Genomic DNA, 15,206 nt, shown 5'->3' with positions numbered 1-15,206 from the left:
GGCCTGCCCGGCGGCCGCCGCCGACTTCACCCGCTCCAATTCCTCGATCCGCCGATGCAACGCAGCCTCGTCAGCACTCTCACTGACCTGCGCCAACCCCGCGGTATCGAACATATGTGCGATGATACTCGCATCTACTGACTCAAACTTTTTGGCAGGGTCGCAGGCTGTGGATAACTGCGACCATGGCCGACCCGCGACCACCACACCAGCACCTGTGGTGAGTCTGCCGCGAGAAAACCTGTCGCCAACACGACTGACACCAGGCGATACTGCGCGCCATGGCGAGCGACGTCGTGTTCATCGGCGGGCGATCCGGGACCGGTAAGACCAGCGTCGGTTTCGAGATGCACGCCCAGCTCAGCGCAACCGATGTCCCGCACTGCCTCATCGACGGCGACTTCCTCGATATGGCCCACCCCGCGCCATGGCAGCACAACCTGGCCGAGCGCAACCTCGCAGCCATATGGGCGAACTATCGGGAATTGGGCTATCACCGCATGATCTACACCAACACCGCCAGCGTGCTGCCCGACGAGATCGCACGTCTCACCACCGCCATCGGCACCAACCCGAACGTCACCGCAATCCTGCTCACCTGCACCGACGCCACAGCGCGACACCGCCTCAGCCAACGCGAGATCGGCTCCGCCCTCGCTCGCCACCTCGCATCCAGCGTCGACATGGGTACCCGCCTGCAAACCAGCGCTGCCGCCTCGGCTCACCGCATCCCCACCGACGACCGCACCGTAGCCGACATCGCCGGAGAAATCATCAATCTCACGGGGTGGCAGAAATCTGCGGCACCGATGCCGTAGACCACTTGGCCCTGTTAGGAACTCAATCAGCGCTAGCTCGCCCTACGCAGCACGATCACATTGTCGATCAGCGTGCCGCGCTGGCCGTCGGGCCCTGTGGCGTCGCGTTGCTCAGGCCCGACCTGGATCCGCTCCCATTGCCCCTCGGGAAGCTCCAGTGCCGCCAAAACCTCTTCAGCGCTGGGGAACTCGAAATTCCTGACGTGCTCGGGAGCCCACGGCGGCGCCGCTCCGTGATCGACGACCACCAGCAGGCCCCTCGGCGTCACCGCGTCGGCCGCGCGGCGCAGGAAGAGGGTGCGGTCCATGGCGATCGGCGATTGCAGGAACTGCGCCGATACCAGGTCGAAGTCGCCACCGGGCAGGCTTTCGGAGAAGTCGTGGCGTTCGAACACGATGCGGTCCGACACACCGCGCGTTGCCGCCTCCGCGGCGGCGCGCTGCAGTGCGGTCTCCGAAACGTCTGCGGCCGTGACCTGCCAGCCACGCTCGGCCAACCAAACGGCATCACCACCCTCACCGCAGCCCAGATCCAGGGCCCGGCCCGCAGGCAGATCGGCGGCGACCCGCTCCAATTGAGCGTTGACCCGTCCGCTCCAGATGCGTCCGCGCTGCCCGTAGTGCCGCTCCCAGTACTGCGCTGTGACGGCCGTGCGAGTTGGCCACGGCGGCACCGGCAACCCGACGTCCTCGCCGAGCAGGGACTGCACGACGGCCGCGCCGGCCTGGCTGCCCGAAGCCACCGCCGCAGCCACCTGCGGCATCTGGGCACTCAGATCTCCGGCGGCGAACAGGCCCGGCACCGAGGTACGGCAGAACCCGTCGACCACAAGTGCATCGGCCGCTACCTGTCCTGGCGCTGAAACAGCTCCGAGCTGCGCCGCCAGCGGCGAACGCTGGTGCAACGTGCTGGCGACCAGAGCTCCGCGGCGGGCCAGTCGGGTTCCGTCGGCGAACTCCACGGCCGCCAGCGCGTCGCCGTCGGCGACCAGCCGGGCGATCGCGCGCTCGTCGACGCTGACGCCGGCCGCGTCGAGTTGCTTGACCTGGGCCTCATCCAGACCACTGGGGCCGTCGGTGAGAACTACGAGATCGTCGGTCCAGCCGCGCAGCAACAGGGCCGAATGCACGGCGCGATCGCCCTGTGCGATCACCGCGAGCGGTTGGTCACGCACCTCCCAGCCGTGGCAGAACGGGCAGTGGAAAACCGAATTGCCCCAGAGTTCTTCGAGCCCAGCGAGCTTCGGCGGCCGGTATTCCATACCCGTTGCCAGCAGCACGGTCCTGGCCCGCTCCTGGCTTCCGTCGGCCAGCTCGAGGACGAAACCCGGCTCTCCGCGGACAACTTCACCGGTCCGCAGCTCGACCGTCGGGTACGCCGCAAGTTCGGCGCGGCCCGCGGCGTACAGCTCGGCGGGTGGCCGTCCGTCGTGACCGAGCAGCCCACCGATCCCGTGTGCAGACGAATTACTTTGTGCCCCAGCATCAATCAGTAGCGTTCGCCTGCGGGCCCGGCCCAGCACCAGCGCCGCACTCAACCCGGCGGCCCCGCCGCCCACAATGACGCAGTCCCATACGTTTTCCATACCCAGAGCTTGCCCAACCCCGCGATATCTGCCAAGCTGATTTGCCATGCAGGCAAATCCTGCCGAGGACGACGTCGACGCGCTGGTCCGGCGCCGGCTGCGTGAGCTGCGCCGCGAGCGGGGGCTGACGCTGGAGGATGTCGCCACCCGGGCTCAGATCGACGTATCGACACTGAGCCGGTTGGAGTCGGGCAAGCGCCGGTTGGCTCTGGACCATCTGCCCCGGTTGGCGACGGCGCTGTCGGTCACCACCGACGAGCTGCTACGCGCTCCCGAGACGGAAGACCCACGCGTCAAAGGCAGCTCGCATACCTACCACGACATCACCTACTGGCCGCTGACCCGGCACGGCCCGGCGGGAGGCTTGCACGCCTTCAAGATCCGGATCAGCGCTCGGCGCAACAAACCACCCACCGAGTTCCCCGTCCACGAGGGCCGCGATTGGATGTACGTGCTGTCCGGGCAGCTGCGGCTCATCCTGGGCGACCAGGATTTCACCGTCAAACCCGGTGAAGCAGTGGAGTTTTCCACCTGGACGCCACATTGGTTCGGTGTGGTGGACGGCCCGGTCGAGGCCATCACGATCCTCGGTCCGCACGGCGAGCAGCTGCACCTGCACGCCTAGCGGGCTACAGGTACGCGGTCTGGTTCACCAGGCGCACCGACGACGCACCGTCGCCGTAGAACTCGGCGATCGACAGCGACGCCAGGTCGAGGTGCAACCGGTAGAGGATGCCCTCACCGGCGTCGAGCGCGAGCCGCAGCAGCGTCTTGATCGGCGTCACGTGCGACACCACCAGCACCGTGGTTTCGCCGTGCTCGGCGATGATTTTGTCGCGGGCCCGGCGCACCCGGTCGGCGACCGCGTCGAAACTCTCCCCGCCGGGCGGCTCGACACTGGTGTCGCGCAGCCACTGCCGGTGCACGTCGGGATCGCGTTGCGCCGCTTCGGCGAATGTCAGGCCCTCCCAGGCACCGAAGTCCGTTTCGGTGAGGTCATCGTCGACGGTGACGTCCAGACCGAGCGCCTTGGCGGCAGTCGCCGCGGTGTCGTAGGCACGTTGCAGCGGCGAAGCCACCACCGCCGAGATCCCGCCGACCGAAGCGAGATAACGCGCTGCCGCCTCGGCCTGCCCGCGGCCGAACTCGGTCAGCGCCGGATTGCCCCGGCCGGAATACCGCCGCTCGATGGACAATTCGGTCTGCCCGTGCCGCAGCAACAGCATCCGCGTCGGTGCTCCGGTGGCACCGGTCCAGCCGGGGGCCGCGGGTTTCTCGGCGACTACCGGTTTCCCGGTAGCAGCGTCCATGGCCTCGTTCGCCAGTCGGTCGGCATGCGCATTCTGCGCCCGCGGAATCCAGCTGTAGGTGACTCGGTCGAATCTCGCCGCGAGGGCGGCCGCTTCCTGCTGCAGCACAACGAGATCCGGATGCTTGACGCGCCACCGGCCCGACATCTGCTCGACCACCAGCTTGGAGTCCATCGACACCGCGACCTCGTCGGCGCCCGTGGCCGCCGCGGCCTCCAGTCCTGCGATCAGGCCGCGGTACTCCGCGACGTTGTTGGTGCTTACACCGATGAACTCGTTGCGCTCGGCGAGCACCGACACATGGTCGGCGGCGTACACCACCGCGCCGTAGCCGGCCGGTCCGGGATTGCCCCGTGATCCACCGTCGGCCTCGACGAGCACCTTCACGGTTTGACCCGCAACAGGATCGCGCCGCACTCCGGACAACGCAGCACCTCGTCGTCGGCGGCCGCGGTGATACGGGCGATCTCGCCCCGGTCGATCTCGATTCGGCAGGCCCCGCAGCGCCGGCCCTGCAGCAACCCGGCCCCGGCCCCGCCGCGGGCCCGCTGCTTCTCGTAGAGCTCGACGAGCTCGGCGTCGATCACCTCGATCAGTGCCTTGCGCCGGGTCTGGCACACCTCACGCGTGTGGTCGAGCTCCACCAGGGCACCGTCACGCTCCCGCTGCGCCTCCGAGACCCTGATCTGCAGTTCATCGATGCGGGCCAACTCGTCGGACTGCTGCGACTGCAGCTCCTCCCGGCGTTCCATCACCTCGAGCAGGGATTCCTCCAGGCTGGCCTGGCGGCGCTCCAAGGTCTCCAGTTCGTGCTGAATCTCGCTGACCTGCTTGGCTGCAACCGCTCCACCGTCGAGCAGCGCACGGTCACGGTCTTCGCGCTGACGTACCGAGTCGATCTCCGTCTCGAACTTGGCCACCTGGGTGCCCAGGTCTTCCAGTGCGATACCGAGTGCGGCCAGCCGGTCGTTGGCGACACCGTGCTCGGCCTGCACTTCCGCGAGCCGGGTCTGCTCGGCCAGATTCTTGGCGCGATGGGCCAGCCGCCCGAGCTCGGCATCCACCTCGGTCAGCTCTAGAAGCGAACGTTGCTGGGACACTGCAGCTTTCATATTCTTGACTCCCTACGCTCGACTCTCGACATTCCATGGGTCGGTGCGCACCGCACTGACCCGCACCGGCAGCGCGTCACCGAAATGCTCACGCAACACCCCGGCGGCCTGGGCGCACCACGGGAACTCGCTGGCCCAGTGCGCCACATCGACCAGTGCCACCTCCGAGGCTCGGCGATGCTCGTCGGCGGGGTGATGGCGCAGGTCGGCCGTGACATAAGCGTCGACACCCGCGGCGTCGACCGCACGGAGCAGGGAATCCCCCGCTCCCCCACACACCGCCACCCGCGACACCATGGCTTCGGAATCGCCCGACGCCCGCACGCCCCACGACGTCGCGGGCAGGGCCGCGCACACTCGGGATACGAAGGCCGACAACGGCTCCGGGCTCGCGAGGGTGCCGATCCGGCCGAGCCCCAGGCTCCCGGGGATGGGCGCCAACGCGATGATGTCGAAGGCCGGCTCCTCGTACGGATGCGCCGCACGCATCGCGGCCAGGACGGCGGCCCGCAGCCGTGACGGCGCGATCACCTCTACCCGATCCTCGGCCACCTGCTCGACGGTGCCCACCTCGCCGATCGCCGGGGTGGCGCCGTCGTGCGGCAAGAACTGTCCCGTACCGGCCACGCTCCAGCTGCAGTGCGAATAGTCACCGATGCGTCCGGCACCTGCCGCGAACAGGGCGGCGCGCACCGCGGCGGCATCGGTTACCGGGACGAACACCACCCATTTGTCCAGATTCGGGCCGGCCGCCGCGGGCTCCAGCACGCTGTCCACCTGCAGCCCGAGCGACTCGGCCAGCGCGTCGGACACGCCGGGTGACGCCGAATCAGCGTTGGTGTGCGCGGTGAACAGGGCCCGGCCGGTGCGGATCATCTGGTGCAGCAGGGCGCCTTTGGCGGTACTGGCGGCGACGGTGTCCACCCCGCGCAGCAGCAGTGGATGGTGGGCGAGCAGAAGCCCACGCTCGGGCACCTCGGACACGACGGCGGCCGTGGCGTCGACCGCGACAGTCACCGATTCGACCGCCTCGTCGGGGTCCCCGCACACCAGGCCAACAGAATCCCAGTCCTGCGCGAGCCCCGGTGGGTAGGCGGCATCCAGCACCGCGATGACATCAGCCAGTCTGACGCCGGCCACCCGCGCGCTCACCTCAATACCTCCGTCACCGCGTCCACCAACACCGGCCACTCCGCCCGCACGGCAGCCCGCAGATAATTCCCCGGCAGACCCACGAACGTATCGCAGCGCCGCACCGCAATACCCTTGCTTTCCAGATGTTTTCGCATCAGCTCCGCATCCGGCACACCGAACAGGACAAACGGTGCTGTCCCGGCCACCACGTCGAGGCCGAGAGCACGCAGCGCGGCAACCATCGCCGCGCGCAGCGCCGCCAGCCTACGGGCCTCCGCCTCGGCCTCCGCGACCGCGGCCGGAGTGCTGGTGGCGGCGATCGCCTCCAGTTGCAGCGTGCCCAGCGGCCAGTGCGCCCGCTGGGCGGTGAGGCGGGCGAGCACCTCGGGCGCGCCGAGTGCGTATCCGACGCGCAAGCCGGCCAGCGCCCATGTCTTGGTCAAGCTCCGCAGTACCAGCACATCGGGCAGCGCGTCGCCGGCCAGCGACTCAGGCTCGCCGGGGACGGCGTCGGCGAATGCCTCGTCGACCACCACCAGGCGCCCGGGCCGCCGCAGCGCGCGGATGTCCTCGCGGGAGTGCAGCACCCCGGTCGGATTGGTGGGGTTACCGACCACCACGAGGTCGGCCTCGTCCGGTACGGCGGCAGTGGAGAGGCTGTACGGCGGTGCCAGCACCACGTGGTGAACAGGCACCCCGGCGGCGGTCAGGACCGCCTCCGGTTCGGTGAACGACGGCGCGATCAGGGCGGCCAGTCGCGGCCGCAGCTGAACCAGCAGCGCGAAACCTTCGGCACCGCCTGCGAGCAGGGCAACGTCGGATTCCCGACGGCCATGCCGGTCCGCGACCGCCGAGACCGCGCGTCGTTCGTCTGCCGCGCTGGGATAGCGGCCCAGATCGGCCAGCCGGGCCGCCAGCCGTGCGGTCAGCCAATCCGGCGGCGCCCCGGCGCGAACGTTGACAGCGAAGTCCAGCTGCCCCGGTAAAGCGGCCTGGTCACCGTGGTAGCGGGCGGCCGCGCGGGTTGGACTTGCCACAGCACGACAGTAGTGGGCGGGGCCCTGTCTCGGGCATCGGGGAGAATGGGTCTGTGACTGGTCCCGTAACTGACACGTCGGCCGCTGTGCGGCCCGAGCTGGTGCTCTTCGACCTCGACGGCACCCTGACCGATTCTGCCGACGGAGTCGTGTCCAGCTTCCGCCACGCGCTGGCCCAGGTCGGTGCCCCCGTCCCCGACGGTGACCTCGCCAGCCTTGTGGTCGGGGCACCCATGCACTACACGCTTGGCGGTATGGGTCTCGGCGCCGACGCCGATGCCGCGATCGCCGCCTACCGCGCCGATTACACGAGCCGCGGCTGGGCCATGAACCGGCTGTTCGACGGCATCGAGCCGCTGCTCGCCGATCTGCGGAAAGCCGGGATCCGGCTGGCTGTGGCCACCTCGAAGGCCGAGCCGACCGCGCGGCACATCCTCGAACACTTCGGTCTCGACGGGTACTTCGAGGTGATCGCCGGGGCCAGCCCGGACGGCACCCGGGCGGCCAAGGCCGACGTGGTGGCCCATGCTCTGGCTCAACTGCAGCCGCTGCCGCAGCGCGTGCTCATGGTCGGCGACCGCGCCCACGATGTCGAGGGCGCCGCCGAACACGGCATCGACACCGTGGTGGTCGCGTGGGGTTACGGGCGCGACGACTTCACCGGGCCCGCCGCGTTGACCGCGCACGCCCATGTCGAGACTGTCGAGTCGCTGCGTGAGGTGCTCGGTGTCTGACGTCCTGCATGTCACGTTCGTGTGCTCGGGCAATATCTGCCGCTCGCCGATGGCGGAGAAGATGTTCGCCCACCAGATCAGCCAACGTGGCCTGGCCGACCGGGTCCGGGTGAGCAGCGCAGGCACCGGCAGCTGGCATGTCGGCGACGGGGCGGACGACCGCGCCTGCCGGGTGCTGCGTGCGCACGGATATCCGACCGACCACCGCGCCGCGCAGATGAACGCCGATCATCTCGGCGCCGACCTGGTCGTCGCGCTGGGCCGCAACCATGCCCGGATCCTGACCGAGCACGGCGTCGACGCCCACCGGCTGCGGATGCTGCGGTCGTTCGACCCGCGCTCGGCGGCTCACACGCCCGATGTCGAGGACCCCTACTACGGGTCCCAGGCCGACTTCGAAGAGGTGCTGGCCGTCATCGAGGCATCGCTTCCCGGGCTGCACGACTGGGTCGACGCCACCCTGGCCGAGCGGGAAAGCCCGCGCTGATGCGCAGACTGGGGTTCCTGCTCAAGCCACAGTGGCTGGCGCTGTTCGTCGTGGTGATGGCGTTCGCCTACCTGTGTTTCACCGTGCTGGCGCCGTGGCAACTGGGCAAGAACACCAGGACGTCGCGGGAGAACAACCAGATCGCGTCCTCCCTGAAAGCCGATCCGGTGCCGGTGACAGGCGTTCTGCCGCATCAGGATTCGAGTGCTCCCGACCAACAGTGGCAGCGGGTCACCGCGACCGGGCATTACCGGCCCGAGGCGCAGGTCCTGGCCAGGCTGCGGGTCGTCGACGGGGAGCCGGCATATGAGGTGCTGACGCCGTTCGCTGTCGACGGCGGGCCTACCGTGCTCGTCAACCGTGGCTATGTCCGGCCTCAGCAGGGCACCTCAGTGCCGCCGATCCCCGACGCACCCCGCAACCAGGTGACCATCACCGCACGGCTGCGCGATTCCGAGGCGGTCGTCAGCGGCAAGGAGCCCTTCCGCGCCGACGGCGCAGAGCAGGTGTACTCGATCAGCACCAGCCAGGTCGCCACCGTGACCGGCGTACCGCTGGCCGGCTCGTATCTGCAGCTGGTCGAGGACCAGCCCGGTGGCCTCGGCGTGATTCCGCTCCCCCACCTCGACGCCGGACCGTTCCTGTCGTACGGCATCCAGTGGATCGCATTCGGCATCATCGCCCCGATCGGGTTGGGCTACTTCGTCTTTGCCGAGATCAAGCAGCGGCGTGCCGAGCGCGCGGACCGCCCGGCGACCCCGGCCGCTCCGCTCACCACCGAGGAGAAGCTCGCCGACCGGTACGGCAAGCGGCGCTGAGCGCAGCCGACAACACGACCGCCACCAACGCGGAACCGGCCTGCACGGCCCGCGAGAGCCGCACCGCCCGCTCCAGGTCGGCGACCTCGGGAATCCGCCCGTCGCCCAGCGTGGGCCGGATCTCCAAGCGATGGGCGTACTGCGTCGGACCACCGAGACGTACCCCCAGCGCCCCGGCGAACGAGGCTTCGGCGACGCCGGCATTCGGACTGGGGTGACGCGCGGCGTCGTTACGCCACGCACGAAGCGCCGCGGCCGCCGAGCCACCCACCACGGGTGCGCACACCGCCACCAACATCCCCGTCAGCCGGGCCGGAACGTAATTGAGCAGATCGTCGAATCGCGCTGCGGCCCAACCGAACCGCTCGTAACGCGGCGACCGGTGCCCGATCATCGCGTCGAGCGTGTTGGCGCCGCGGTACACGAGCACACCGGGCACTCCGCCGACGGCAGCCCAGAACATCGGCGCCACCTGCGCGTCGGAGGTGTTCTCCGCCAACGACTCCACCGTCGCACGAGCGATGCCCGCCGCGTCCAGGGCCGCCGGATCCCGCCCGCACAGCGACGGCAGCAGCCGGCGCGCCCCGTCGACGTCTCCGGCGGTGAGCAGATCGGACATCTGCCCGCCCACACGGTTCAGCGACGTGCCGCCCAGCGCGGTGAACGTCGCGGCCGCCGTCACCCACATCCGGCCCCGCCGCCCCGCCACCAAGCCCAGCAGCCACAGGCCGCTCAGCAGCAGCGCGGTATGCCGCAGCCCGGCCCAGCGACTGTCGGCGTAGGTCAGCCGTTCCAACCGCGCCGCGGCGGTGCCGAAACCGGCAACCGGATGGCCACGCCGCGGGTCGCCCAGCAGCCGGTCGGCGAGATACCCGGCGGCGATACCGGCAGCCCGGCCGTGACACGTCGGAACAAACACGTCGGCAGCGTCTCACAAGTGGTCTACTCGATCTCATGAGGCTGGGTCCCCCGCGACGGCCGCGCAGGGTGGTCGATCTGCTCAACCCCGCCGCGGTGCTGCTGCCCGCGGCCAACGTCATCATGCAACTGTCGTCGCCAGGCGTCGGGTACGGCGTGCTGGAGAGTCCCGTGGACAGCGGCAACGTCTACAAGCATCCGTTCAAGCGGGCCCGCACCACGGGCACGTACCTGGCCGCAGCCACCCTCGGCACCGACTCCGACCGTGCACTGATCCGCGCCGAGGTCGACAGGGTGCATGCGCTGGTGCGTTCGAACGCGTCAAGTCCGGTGTCCTACAACGCTTTCGACCCCAAACTGCAATTGTGGGTGGCCGCCTGCCTGTACCGGTACTACGTCGACATGCACGAGTTCCTCTACGGGCCGCTCGACGATGCGTCGGCGGACGCGATCTACGCCGACGCCCGCACGCTCGGCACCACCCTGCAGGTCCGCGCCGGATTGTGGCCGGCCGATCGGCAAGCCTTCGACGAGTACTGGAAGCGGTCGCTGGACGATCTTCACATCGACCCGCCGGTACGCGAGCACCTGCACGGGGTGGCCGCGATGGCGTTCCTGCCCGCGCCGGTGCGGATGCTGGCGGGCCGGTTCAACCTGTTCGCCACCATCGGGTTTCTTCCTCCCGTATTTCGCGATCACATGCGGTTGGCGTGGACGGCCGAGCAGCAGCGCCGATTCGACCTCCTGCTGACCGGTCTGCGGATCGCCGACCGGGTCATCCCCCGCGATCTGTGGGTTTTCGGGTACCGGCTCTACCTGTGGGACATGCGTTCCCGGGCCCGCCGGGGCCGTCGTGTGGTATGACGCTGGCATGGCATTCCCTGCTCTCAACCACGTCGCTGTGACCGTGCGTGACCTTGCCGTCAGCGGGCCCTGGTACCGCGCCCTGATCGGAGCCGACCCGGTGCTCGACGAACGCACCGACGCCGGCTTCCACCACCTCGTGTGGCTGCTCGAAGGTGGAACGCTCTTCGGCATCCACCAACACGACCAACCGGCCACCGAAGAGCAGTTCAGCGAGTTCAAGGTCGGGCTCGACCACGTCGGCTTCGGTTGTGCTGCACGGTCCGACCTCGAGGCCTGGGAAACCAAACTCAACGAACTCGGTATCGAACACGGCGGCATCGTCGACGCGCCGTACGGCTCGGGCCTGAGTTTCCGCGACCCCGACGGCGTCGCATTGGAGTTTTTCGCGCCTGCTGGTTAGGCGCTGAGCCGGCCTTCAATCCGGAGCGTCGGCAAGCGTCATCAGAAAGTGGTCGATCCGACCACGTTCGGACGGTGGAAGATCCAGCAGCCCAGGCACTTTCGTCACAACCTCGCGGGCGATGTCGCGTACCTTGATGTTTGCTTCTTGTGACCGCCACCGCAGCAGGTCGAATGCGGCGCCGGCATCGATGGCATAGGCCAGCATCAGCATGCCCTTGGCTTGTTCGATGACTGCGCGATCGGCGACGATCGTGCGCAACTCGTCGCCGACCTCGCGTTGAAGCTCCTCCTCAACCGCATCCGTGACGTCGACATACAGGCCCCGCGTGGCGACGATCCTCGCGCTTGCATCCCTGACAGCCTCCCCGACCACGACGACCTTTCGGATCTCGCCGGTGGTGGTGTAGATGCGGTGGCGGCTGCTGAACGGCGCTTCGTCATGCGCCAGCAAGGTCTTCACGTGCGCGACGTCGTCGGGATGCTTGTGACGAAGCATCAACTCCGTCGTCGGCTGCACCTCTCCCGGCTCATAGCCGTGTATCCGCGCGACCGCCTCAGACCACGTCCACGTATCCGTGTCGTACCGGTATTCGAATCTGCCGACGCGCTGAGGCGGGCCTCCGAGGACCGCCTTGTCGACGTCACCGGCAGGTCGATCATCTCCGCCGGTGGCCGATTTCAGCTCGAAGCGTTCGGTGTGCGCCACGACCAAGGAAGTACCACGTAGCCCGTGAAGTCGTGGGCTTCATGCTCAGTCACTTCGCTAAATGGCCTACTGCTGCGTTGTCGGCTCTCGCATGGTCGTTGTGTCGATCATGCGTCATCGGCCCGGCGTCACACGATCTGCATGCGCCCCACGGCATTTGATGCGGGCATCGCGACGGGCACGCAGGGCCGAGGGTTAGCGCAGGCCTGCCTCACCGCCACAGCAGTGACCATTCGCCGCCGGCGCCACCAGGCGGCAGCTGGGCGGCGTCGCACGCTCGGCCTTGACTGAGGATCTACTCATATGTGACGATTCCGTCACTCACGGGAGGAAGCGGAGATGGCCCTGACCGAGATTGATGATTCGCACACCAACGGCCGTCGCGCCCTTCTGCCCACGCCACCGTTCATGTCGCGCCGCCCCGCGGGGATCCCGTCGTACCGGCCGGATGTCTACAGCACGCCGGCGATCCTCGACCCCTATCCGCACTACCGCGCGATGCGGGACCTCGGACCGGTCATCTGGCTGCAGCGTCAGCGACTGGTCGCCCTGCCGCGGTACACCGAATGCAAGGCCACGCTGCGTTCCGACGACCTGTACGTGTCCGGTCACGGAGTCGCCGCCAACGCGCTGGCCAACCGCCTCTCCCGAGGGACGACCCTCAACAGCGACGGCGTCGACCACGACAGGCGCCGAAAGCTCGTCGCCCACCGCCTCATGCCGCGAGCGCTGCGCGGAGTCAACGCCTCCGTCGAGGACACCGCTCGTTCCATCGTCGACGCCGCACTCGCCAAGGGCCGAGTCGACGCCGTCGCCGACCTGGCCACCGCCCTACCGCTCGCTGTGGTGCCCGATCTCGTCGGCTGGCCGAAGGACCAGCGCAACCATCTGATCGCCTGGGCCGCAGCGACATTCGACATCCTCGGACCCTTGAACCGGCACGCGTTGCGCGCCATTCCGCGCAGCACCCACATGTTGCGCCACACCCGCACCGTCGTCCGCGACCGCAACGTTCTGCCGGGCAGTATGGCCGACGAACTGTTGAACGCCGTCGATGACGGCGCGCTGACACTCGATGACGTACCACCCCTGATGATCGACTACATTGCGCCGTCGTTGGACACCACCATCAGCGCTATTTCCAGTGCGATCTATCTGTTCGCGACGCACCCCGAGCAGTGGGAACTGCTGCGAGCCGCGCCAACACTGCTGCCGAACGCGATCAACGAAGTGGTGCGCATCGAATCACCGCTGCGGGCCTTCACCCGCAAGACGGCGCGCGACACCGAGATCGCGGGAACGCCCATTCCCGCCGGCACGCGCCTGCTTGTCATGTACGCCTCGGCCAACCGTGACGAACTGGAGTGGGACAACCCCGACGTGTTCGACATCCGCCGCGACGCCGGACGACACATCGGCTTCGGCAACGGCGCACACGCCTGCGCGGGCCAGGGTCTGGCCAGGATGGAAACAGCCGCCCTACTCACAGCGCTACTCGAACACGTCGAACGTTTCGACCTCCAGGGACAGCCGACGTGGGCAGTCAACAACGTCATTCACCGCCTCGAACAACTGCCCGTCACCCTGGTGCCCAACGGAAGCGGTGCCTGATGGCCGAAGCAAACGGCCCCGAGCTGCTCGACGTCCACGCGCACTTCGTGACCGACGAGTACGTCGGCGCCGCCATCGCCGCCGGCATCGACCAACCCGACGGCATGCCCGCGTGGCCGTCGTGGACCGTCGACCAACAGATTTCATCGATGCGGGACAACGCAATTCGCCACGCGGTCCTATCGTTGTCCTCCCCCGGCGTGAGCTTCGCCGGGACGGATGCGCCTGCTCTGGCCCGCCACGTCAACGACTTCGCCGCCGCGGCCGTCGCCGAACACCCTGCGCGCTTCTCGTACTTCGCCACCCTCCCGCTACCCGACGTCGAAGCCGCCGTGCGCGAAGCCATCCGCACGACGGACAGCGGAGCGGCCGGCATCATCGTCATGAGCAACGCCAGCGGGCAGTACCTCGGTGACGCCGCTCTGGACCCGCTGTGGGAACGCCTGAATGCGCGGCGCTCAATCGTCTTCGTGCATCCGACCTCACCGCCCGATGCCGATTTCGTGTCGCTCGGTCGACCTCGTCCCATCATCGAGTTCATGTTCGAGACGACGCGCACGATCACCGATCTCATCTTCGCGGGTGTCGTCGGCCGCTATCCCGACATCCGCTTCGTGATACCGCACTGCGGAGCCACCCTGCCGCTGCTGGCCGCACGCATCGAACTGTTCCGCAGCGTATGGCCGGCCCCCAATGGCGATCCACCCGGACCGCTGACGACCGACGACCAATTGCGGCGCATGTGGTTCGATCTCGCCGGCCATCCACTACCCACCCACGCCGCCGTCCTGCGTGACGTGGTCGGGGACGGACGCATCCTCTATAGCAGCGACTCCTGCTGGACACCGGAGTTCGCGGTCGGCAAGCAGATCGCCGCCCTGGACGCCGATCCCGACGTCGACTGGCGACAAGTCACCTCCGAAAACGCACGGCGGCTGTTCGGATGAACGACGCCTGATCGGCGCTCGATAACGGGCCGCACCGCGAGCAGGGAGCTTGCCCGACCATCACACATTCCTGGCACAACCGGGGGTTCGGCAACGAATCCAAGTTGCCCACAATTCGCTGATCTGCGCAAATACCGGTGGGCGCGGACGGTATCGAACCGCCGACCGCTGGTGTGTAAAACCAGAGCTCTACCACTGAGCTACGCGCCCCGTCGCAGGCACGGTACACGGCGGGGCACCCTGACCGGAAATCCGCTACGCGCGCAGGGCCGCCAGAGCCTGCCGCCACACGGACTGGTCGCGTGGCTGGCCGGGTTCCATTACCTCGGCGAAGCGGATGACACCGGATCGGTCGATGACGAAGGTGCCCCGGTTCGGGTAGCCGGCATCGTCGTTGAAGACGCCGTAGGCCTGCGATACGGCGCCGTGCGGCCAGAAGTCGGACAGCACCGGGAAGGTGAAACCGCTTTGGCCAGACCAGATCTTATGGGTGGGTGGGGGTCCGACGGAGATCGTCAGCGTCGCGGTGTCGTCGTTTTGGTAGGCGGCGAGATTGTCCCGGATCTCATCGAGCTCGCCTTGGCAGACAGCGGTGAACGCCAACGGGAAGAACACCAGCAGCACATCTTTGGTGTTGCGGAAGCCGCTCAGGGTCACCGGGCGGCCGTTCTGGTCCCGCAGCGTGAAATCGGGCGCTGCGGTTCCCACCTCGAGCACTG

General features: G+C 68.3%; 17 protein-coding genes and 1 tRNA gene. 9 read left to right on the top strand and 9 right to left on the bottom strand.

The window, feature by feature from the left end; all coding sequences use genetic code 11:
• The first annotated feature begins 281 nt into the window (after window positions 1-281).
• Entirely contained in the window at window positions 282-818 is a 537-nt protein-coding gene (locus tag A5784_RS01145; RefSeq protein ID WP_064941490.1) for a hypothetical protein, read from the top strand.
• Window positions 819-850: 32 nt separating this feature from the next.
• Here A5784_RS01145 and A5784_RS39765 read toward each other — a convergent pair whose 3' ends face one another.
• Entirely contained in the window at window positions 851-2,404 is a 1,554-nt protein-coding gene (locus tag A5784_RS39765; RefSeq protein WP_064941488.1) for a bifunctional NAD(P)/FAD-dependent oxidoreductase/class I SAM-dependent methyltransferase, read from the bottom strand.
• 46 nt (window positions 2,405-2,450) lie between these two features.
• Between A5784_RS39765 and A5784_RS01135 the strand changes: the two genes are divergently transcribed.
• Entirely contained in the window at window positions 2,451-3,029 is a 579-nt protein-coding gene (locus A5784_RS01135) for a helix-turn-helix domain-containing protein (protein WP_064941487.1), read from the top strand.
• Between the two features lie 4 nt (window positions 3,030-3,033).
• Here the strand turns inward: A5784_RS01135 and A5784_RS01130 are convergent, their stop codons facing one another.
• From A5784_RS01130 to cobC, 4 genes are read right to left on the bottom strand one after another with little or no spacing between them, the layout of a single operon-like run.
• Window positions 3,034-4,101 carry a bifunctional RNase H/acid phosphatase gene (locus tag A5784_RS01130; protein ID WP_064941485.1) on the bottom strand — a complete coding sequence of 356 codons (1,068 nt, stop codon included), beginning with the start codon at window positions 4,099-4,101 and terminating at the stop codon, window positions 3,034-3,036.
• On the bottom strand, window positions 4,098-4,826 hold the full coding sequence (locus A5784_RS01125; RefSeq protein WP_064941483.1) for a zinc ribbon domain-containing protein: 729 nt from the start codon (window positions 4,824-4,826) through the stop codon (window positions 4,098-4,100). The genes A5784_RS01130 and A5784_RS01125 overlap by 4 nt, the downstream gene beginning before the upstream one ends.
• A gap of 12 nt (window positions 4,827-4,838) precedes the next feature.
• Window positions 4,839-5,966 (bottom strand): Nif3-like dinuclear metal center hexameric protein, encoded by a 1,128-nt coding sequence (locus A5784_RS01120; protein WP_232005893.1) that lies wholly within the window; start codon window positions 5,964-5,966, stop codon window positions 4,839-4,841.
• 8 nt (window positions 5,967-5,974) lie between these two features.
• Window positions 5,975-6,997, bottom strand: a complete 1,023-nt coding sequence (cobC, locus tag A5784_RS01115) for an Rv2231c family histidinol phosphate aminotransferase CobC (protein ID WP_064941479.1) — start codon at window positions 6,995-6,997, stop codon at window positions 5,975-5,977.
• Between the two features lie 101 nt (window positions 6,998-7,098).
• Here cobC and A5784_RS01110 point away from each other — a divergent pair, with 101 nt between their 5' ends.
• The 3 genes from A5784_RS01110 to A5784_RS01100 are packed head-to-tail and all read left to right on the top strand — an operon-like array spanning window position 7,099 to window position 9,036.
• Window positions 7,099-7,731, top strand: coding sequence for an HAD-IA family hydrolase (locus A5784_RS01110; protein ID WP_064941508.1), 633 nt, complete (start codon window positions 7,099-7,101; stop codon window positions 7,729-7,731).
• A complete protein-coding gene (locus A5784_RS01105) occupies window positions 7,724-8,218 on the top strand; it encodes a low molecular weight protein-tyrosine-phosphatase (protein ID WP_064941477.1) in 495 nt (164 codons plus the stop codon). The genes A5784_RS01110 and A5784_RS01105 overlap by 8 nt, the downstream gene beginning before the upstream one ends.
• A complete protein-coding gene (locus tag A5784_RS01100; RefSeq protein ID WP_064941475.1) occupies window positions 8,218-9,036 on the top strand; it encodes an SURF1 family cytochrome oxidase biogenesis protein in 819 nt (272 codons plus the stop codon). The genes A5784_RS01105 and A5784_RS01100 overlap by 1 nt, the downstream gene beginning before the upstream one ends.
• Here A5784_RS01100 and A5784_RS01095 read toward each other — a convergent pair.
• Complete coding sequence (locus A5784_RS01095; protein WP_064941473.1) at window positions 8,990-9,955, bottom strand: cobalamin biosynthesis protein; 966 nt, start codon at window positions 9,953-9,955, stop codon at window positions 8,990-8,992. The genes A5784_RS01100 and A5784_RS01095 overlap by 47 nt on opposite strands.
• A 35-nt stretch (window positions 9,956-9,990) precedes the next feature.
• Between A5784_RS01095 and A5784_RS01090 the strand changes: the two genes are divergently transcribed.
• Window positions 9,991-10,818 carry an oxygenase MpaB family protein gene (locus A5784_RS01090; RefSeq protein WP_064941471.1) on the top strand — a complete coding sequence of 276 codons (828 nt, stop codon included), beginning with the start codon at window positions 9,991-9,993 and terminating at the stop codon, window positions 10,816-10,818.
• 7 nt (window positions 10,819-10,825) lie between these two features.
• Entirely contained in the window at window positions 10,826-11,221 is a 396-nt protein-coding gene (locus A5784_RS01085) for a VOC family protein (protein ID WP_064941464.1), read from the top strand.
• Between the two features lie 15 nt (window positions 11,222-11,236).
• On the opposite strand, the gene A5784_RS01080 is transcribed toward A5784_RS01085, so the two are convergent.
• Complete coding sequence (locus tag A5784_RS01080; protein ID WP_197514588.1) at window positions 11,237-11,929, bottom strand: PAS and ANTAR domain-containing protein; 693 nt, start codon at window positions 11,927-11,929, stop codon at window positions 11,237-11,239.
• Window positions 11,930-12,337: 408 nt separating this feature from the next.
• Between A5784_RS01080 and A5784_RS01075 the strand changes: the two genes are divergently transcribed.
• Together A5784_RS01075 and A5784_RS01070 are read left to right on the top strand one after the other, a co-directional pair.
• Window positions 12,338-13,540 carry a cytochrome P450 gene (locus A5784_RS01075; protein ID WP_064941504.1) on the top strand — a complete coding sequence of 401 codons (1,203 nt, stop codon included), beginning with the start codon at window positions 12,338-12,340 and terminating at the stop codon, window positions 13,538-13,540.
• Window positions 13,540-14,487 (top strand): amidohydrolase family protein, encoded by a 948-nt coding sequence (locus A5784_RS01070; RefSeq protein WP_064941462.1) that lies wholly within the window; start codon window positions 13,540-13,542, stop codon window positions 14,485-14,487. The genes A5784_RS01075 and A5784_RS01070 overlap by 1 nt, the downstream gene beginning before the upstream one ends.
• Window positions 14,488-14,625: 138 nt before the next feature.
• Here A5784_RS01070 and A5784_RS01065 read toward each other — a convergent pair.
• Both A5784_RS01065 and A5784_RS01060 read right to left on the bottom strand, forming a co-directional pair.
• Window positions 14,626-14,697 (bottom strand) — tRNA-Val (locus tag A5784_RS01065).
• Between the two features lie 45 nt (window positions 14,698-14,742).
• Entirely contained in the window at window positions 14,743-15,204 is a 462-nt protein-coding gene (locus tag A5784_RS01060) for a peroxiredoxin (protein WP_064941460.1), read from the bottom strand.
• Window positions 15,205-15,206: the final 2 nt, after the last annotated feature.

It is taken from the genome of Mycobacterium sp. 852013-50091_SCH5140682 (genome assembly GCF_001665685.1).
In the GTDB taxonomy this organism is placed as follows: Bacteria; Actinomycetota; Actinomycetes; order Mycobacteriales; family Mycobacteriaceae; genus Mycobacterium.
The sequence above is the reverse complement of the archived record's forward strand: the minus strand, read 5'-3'. Positions and strand labels throughout refer to the sequence as shown.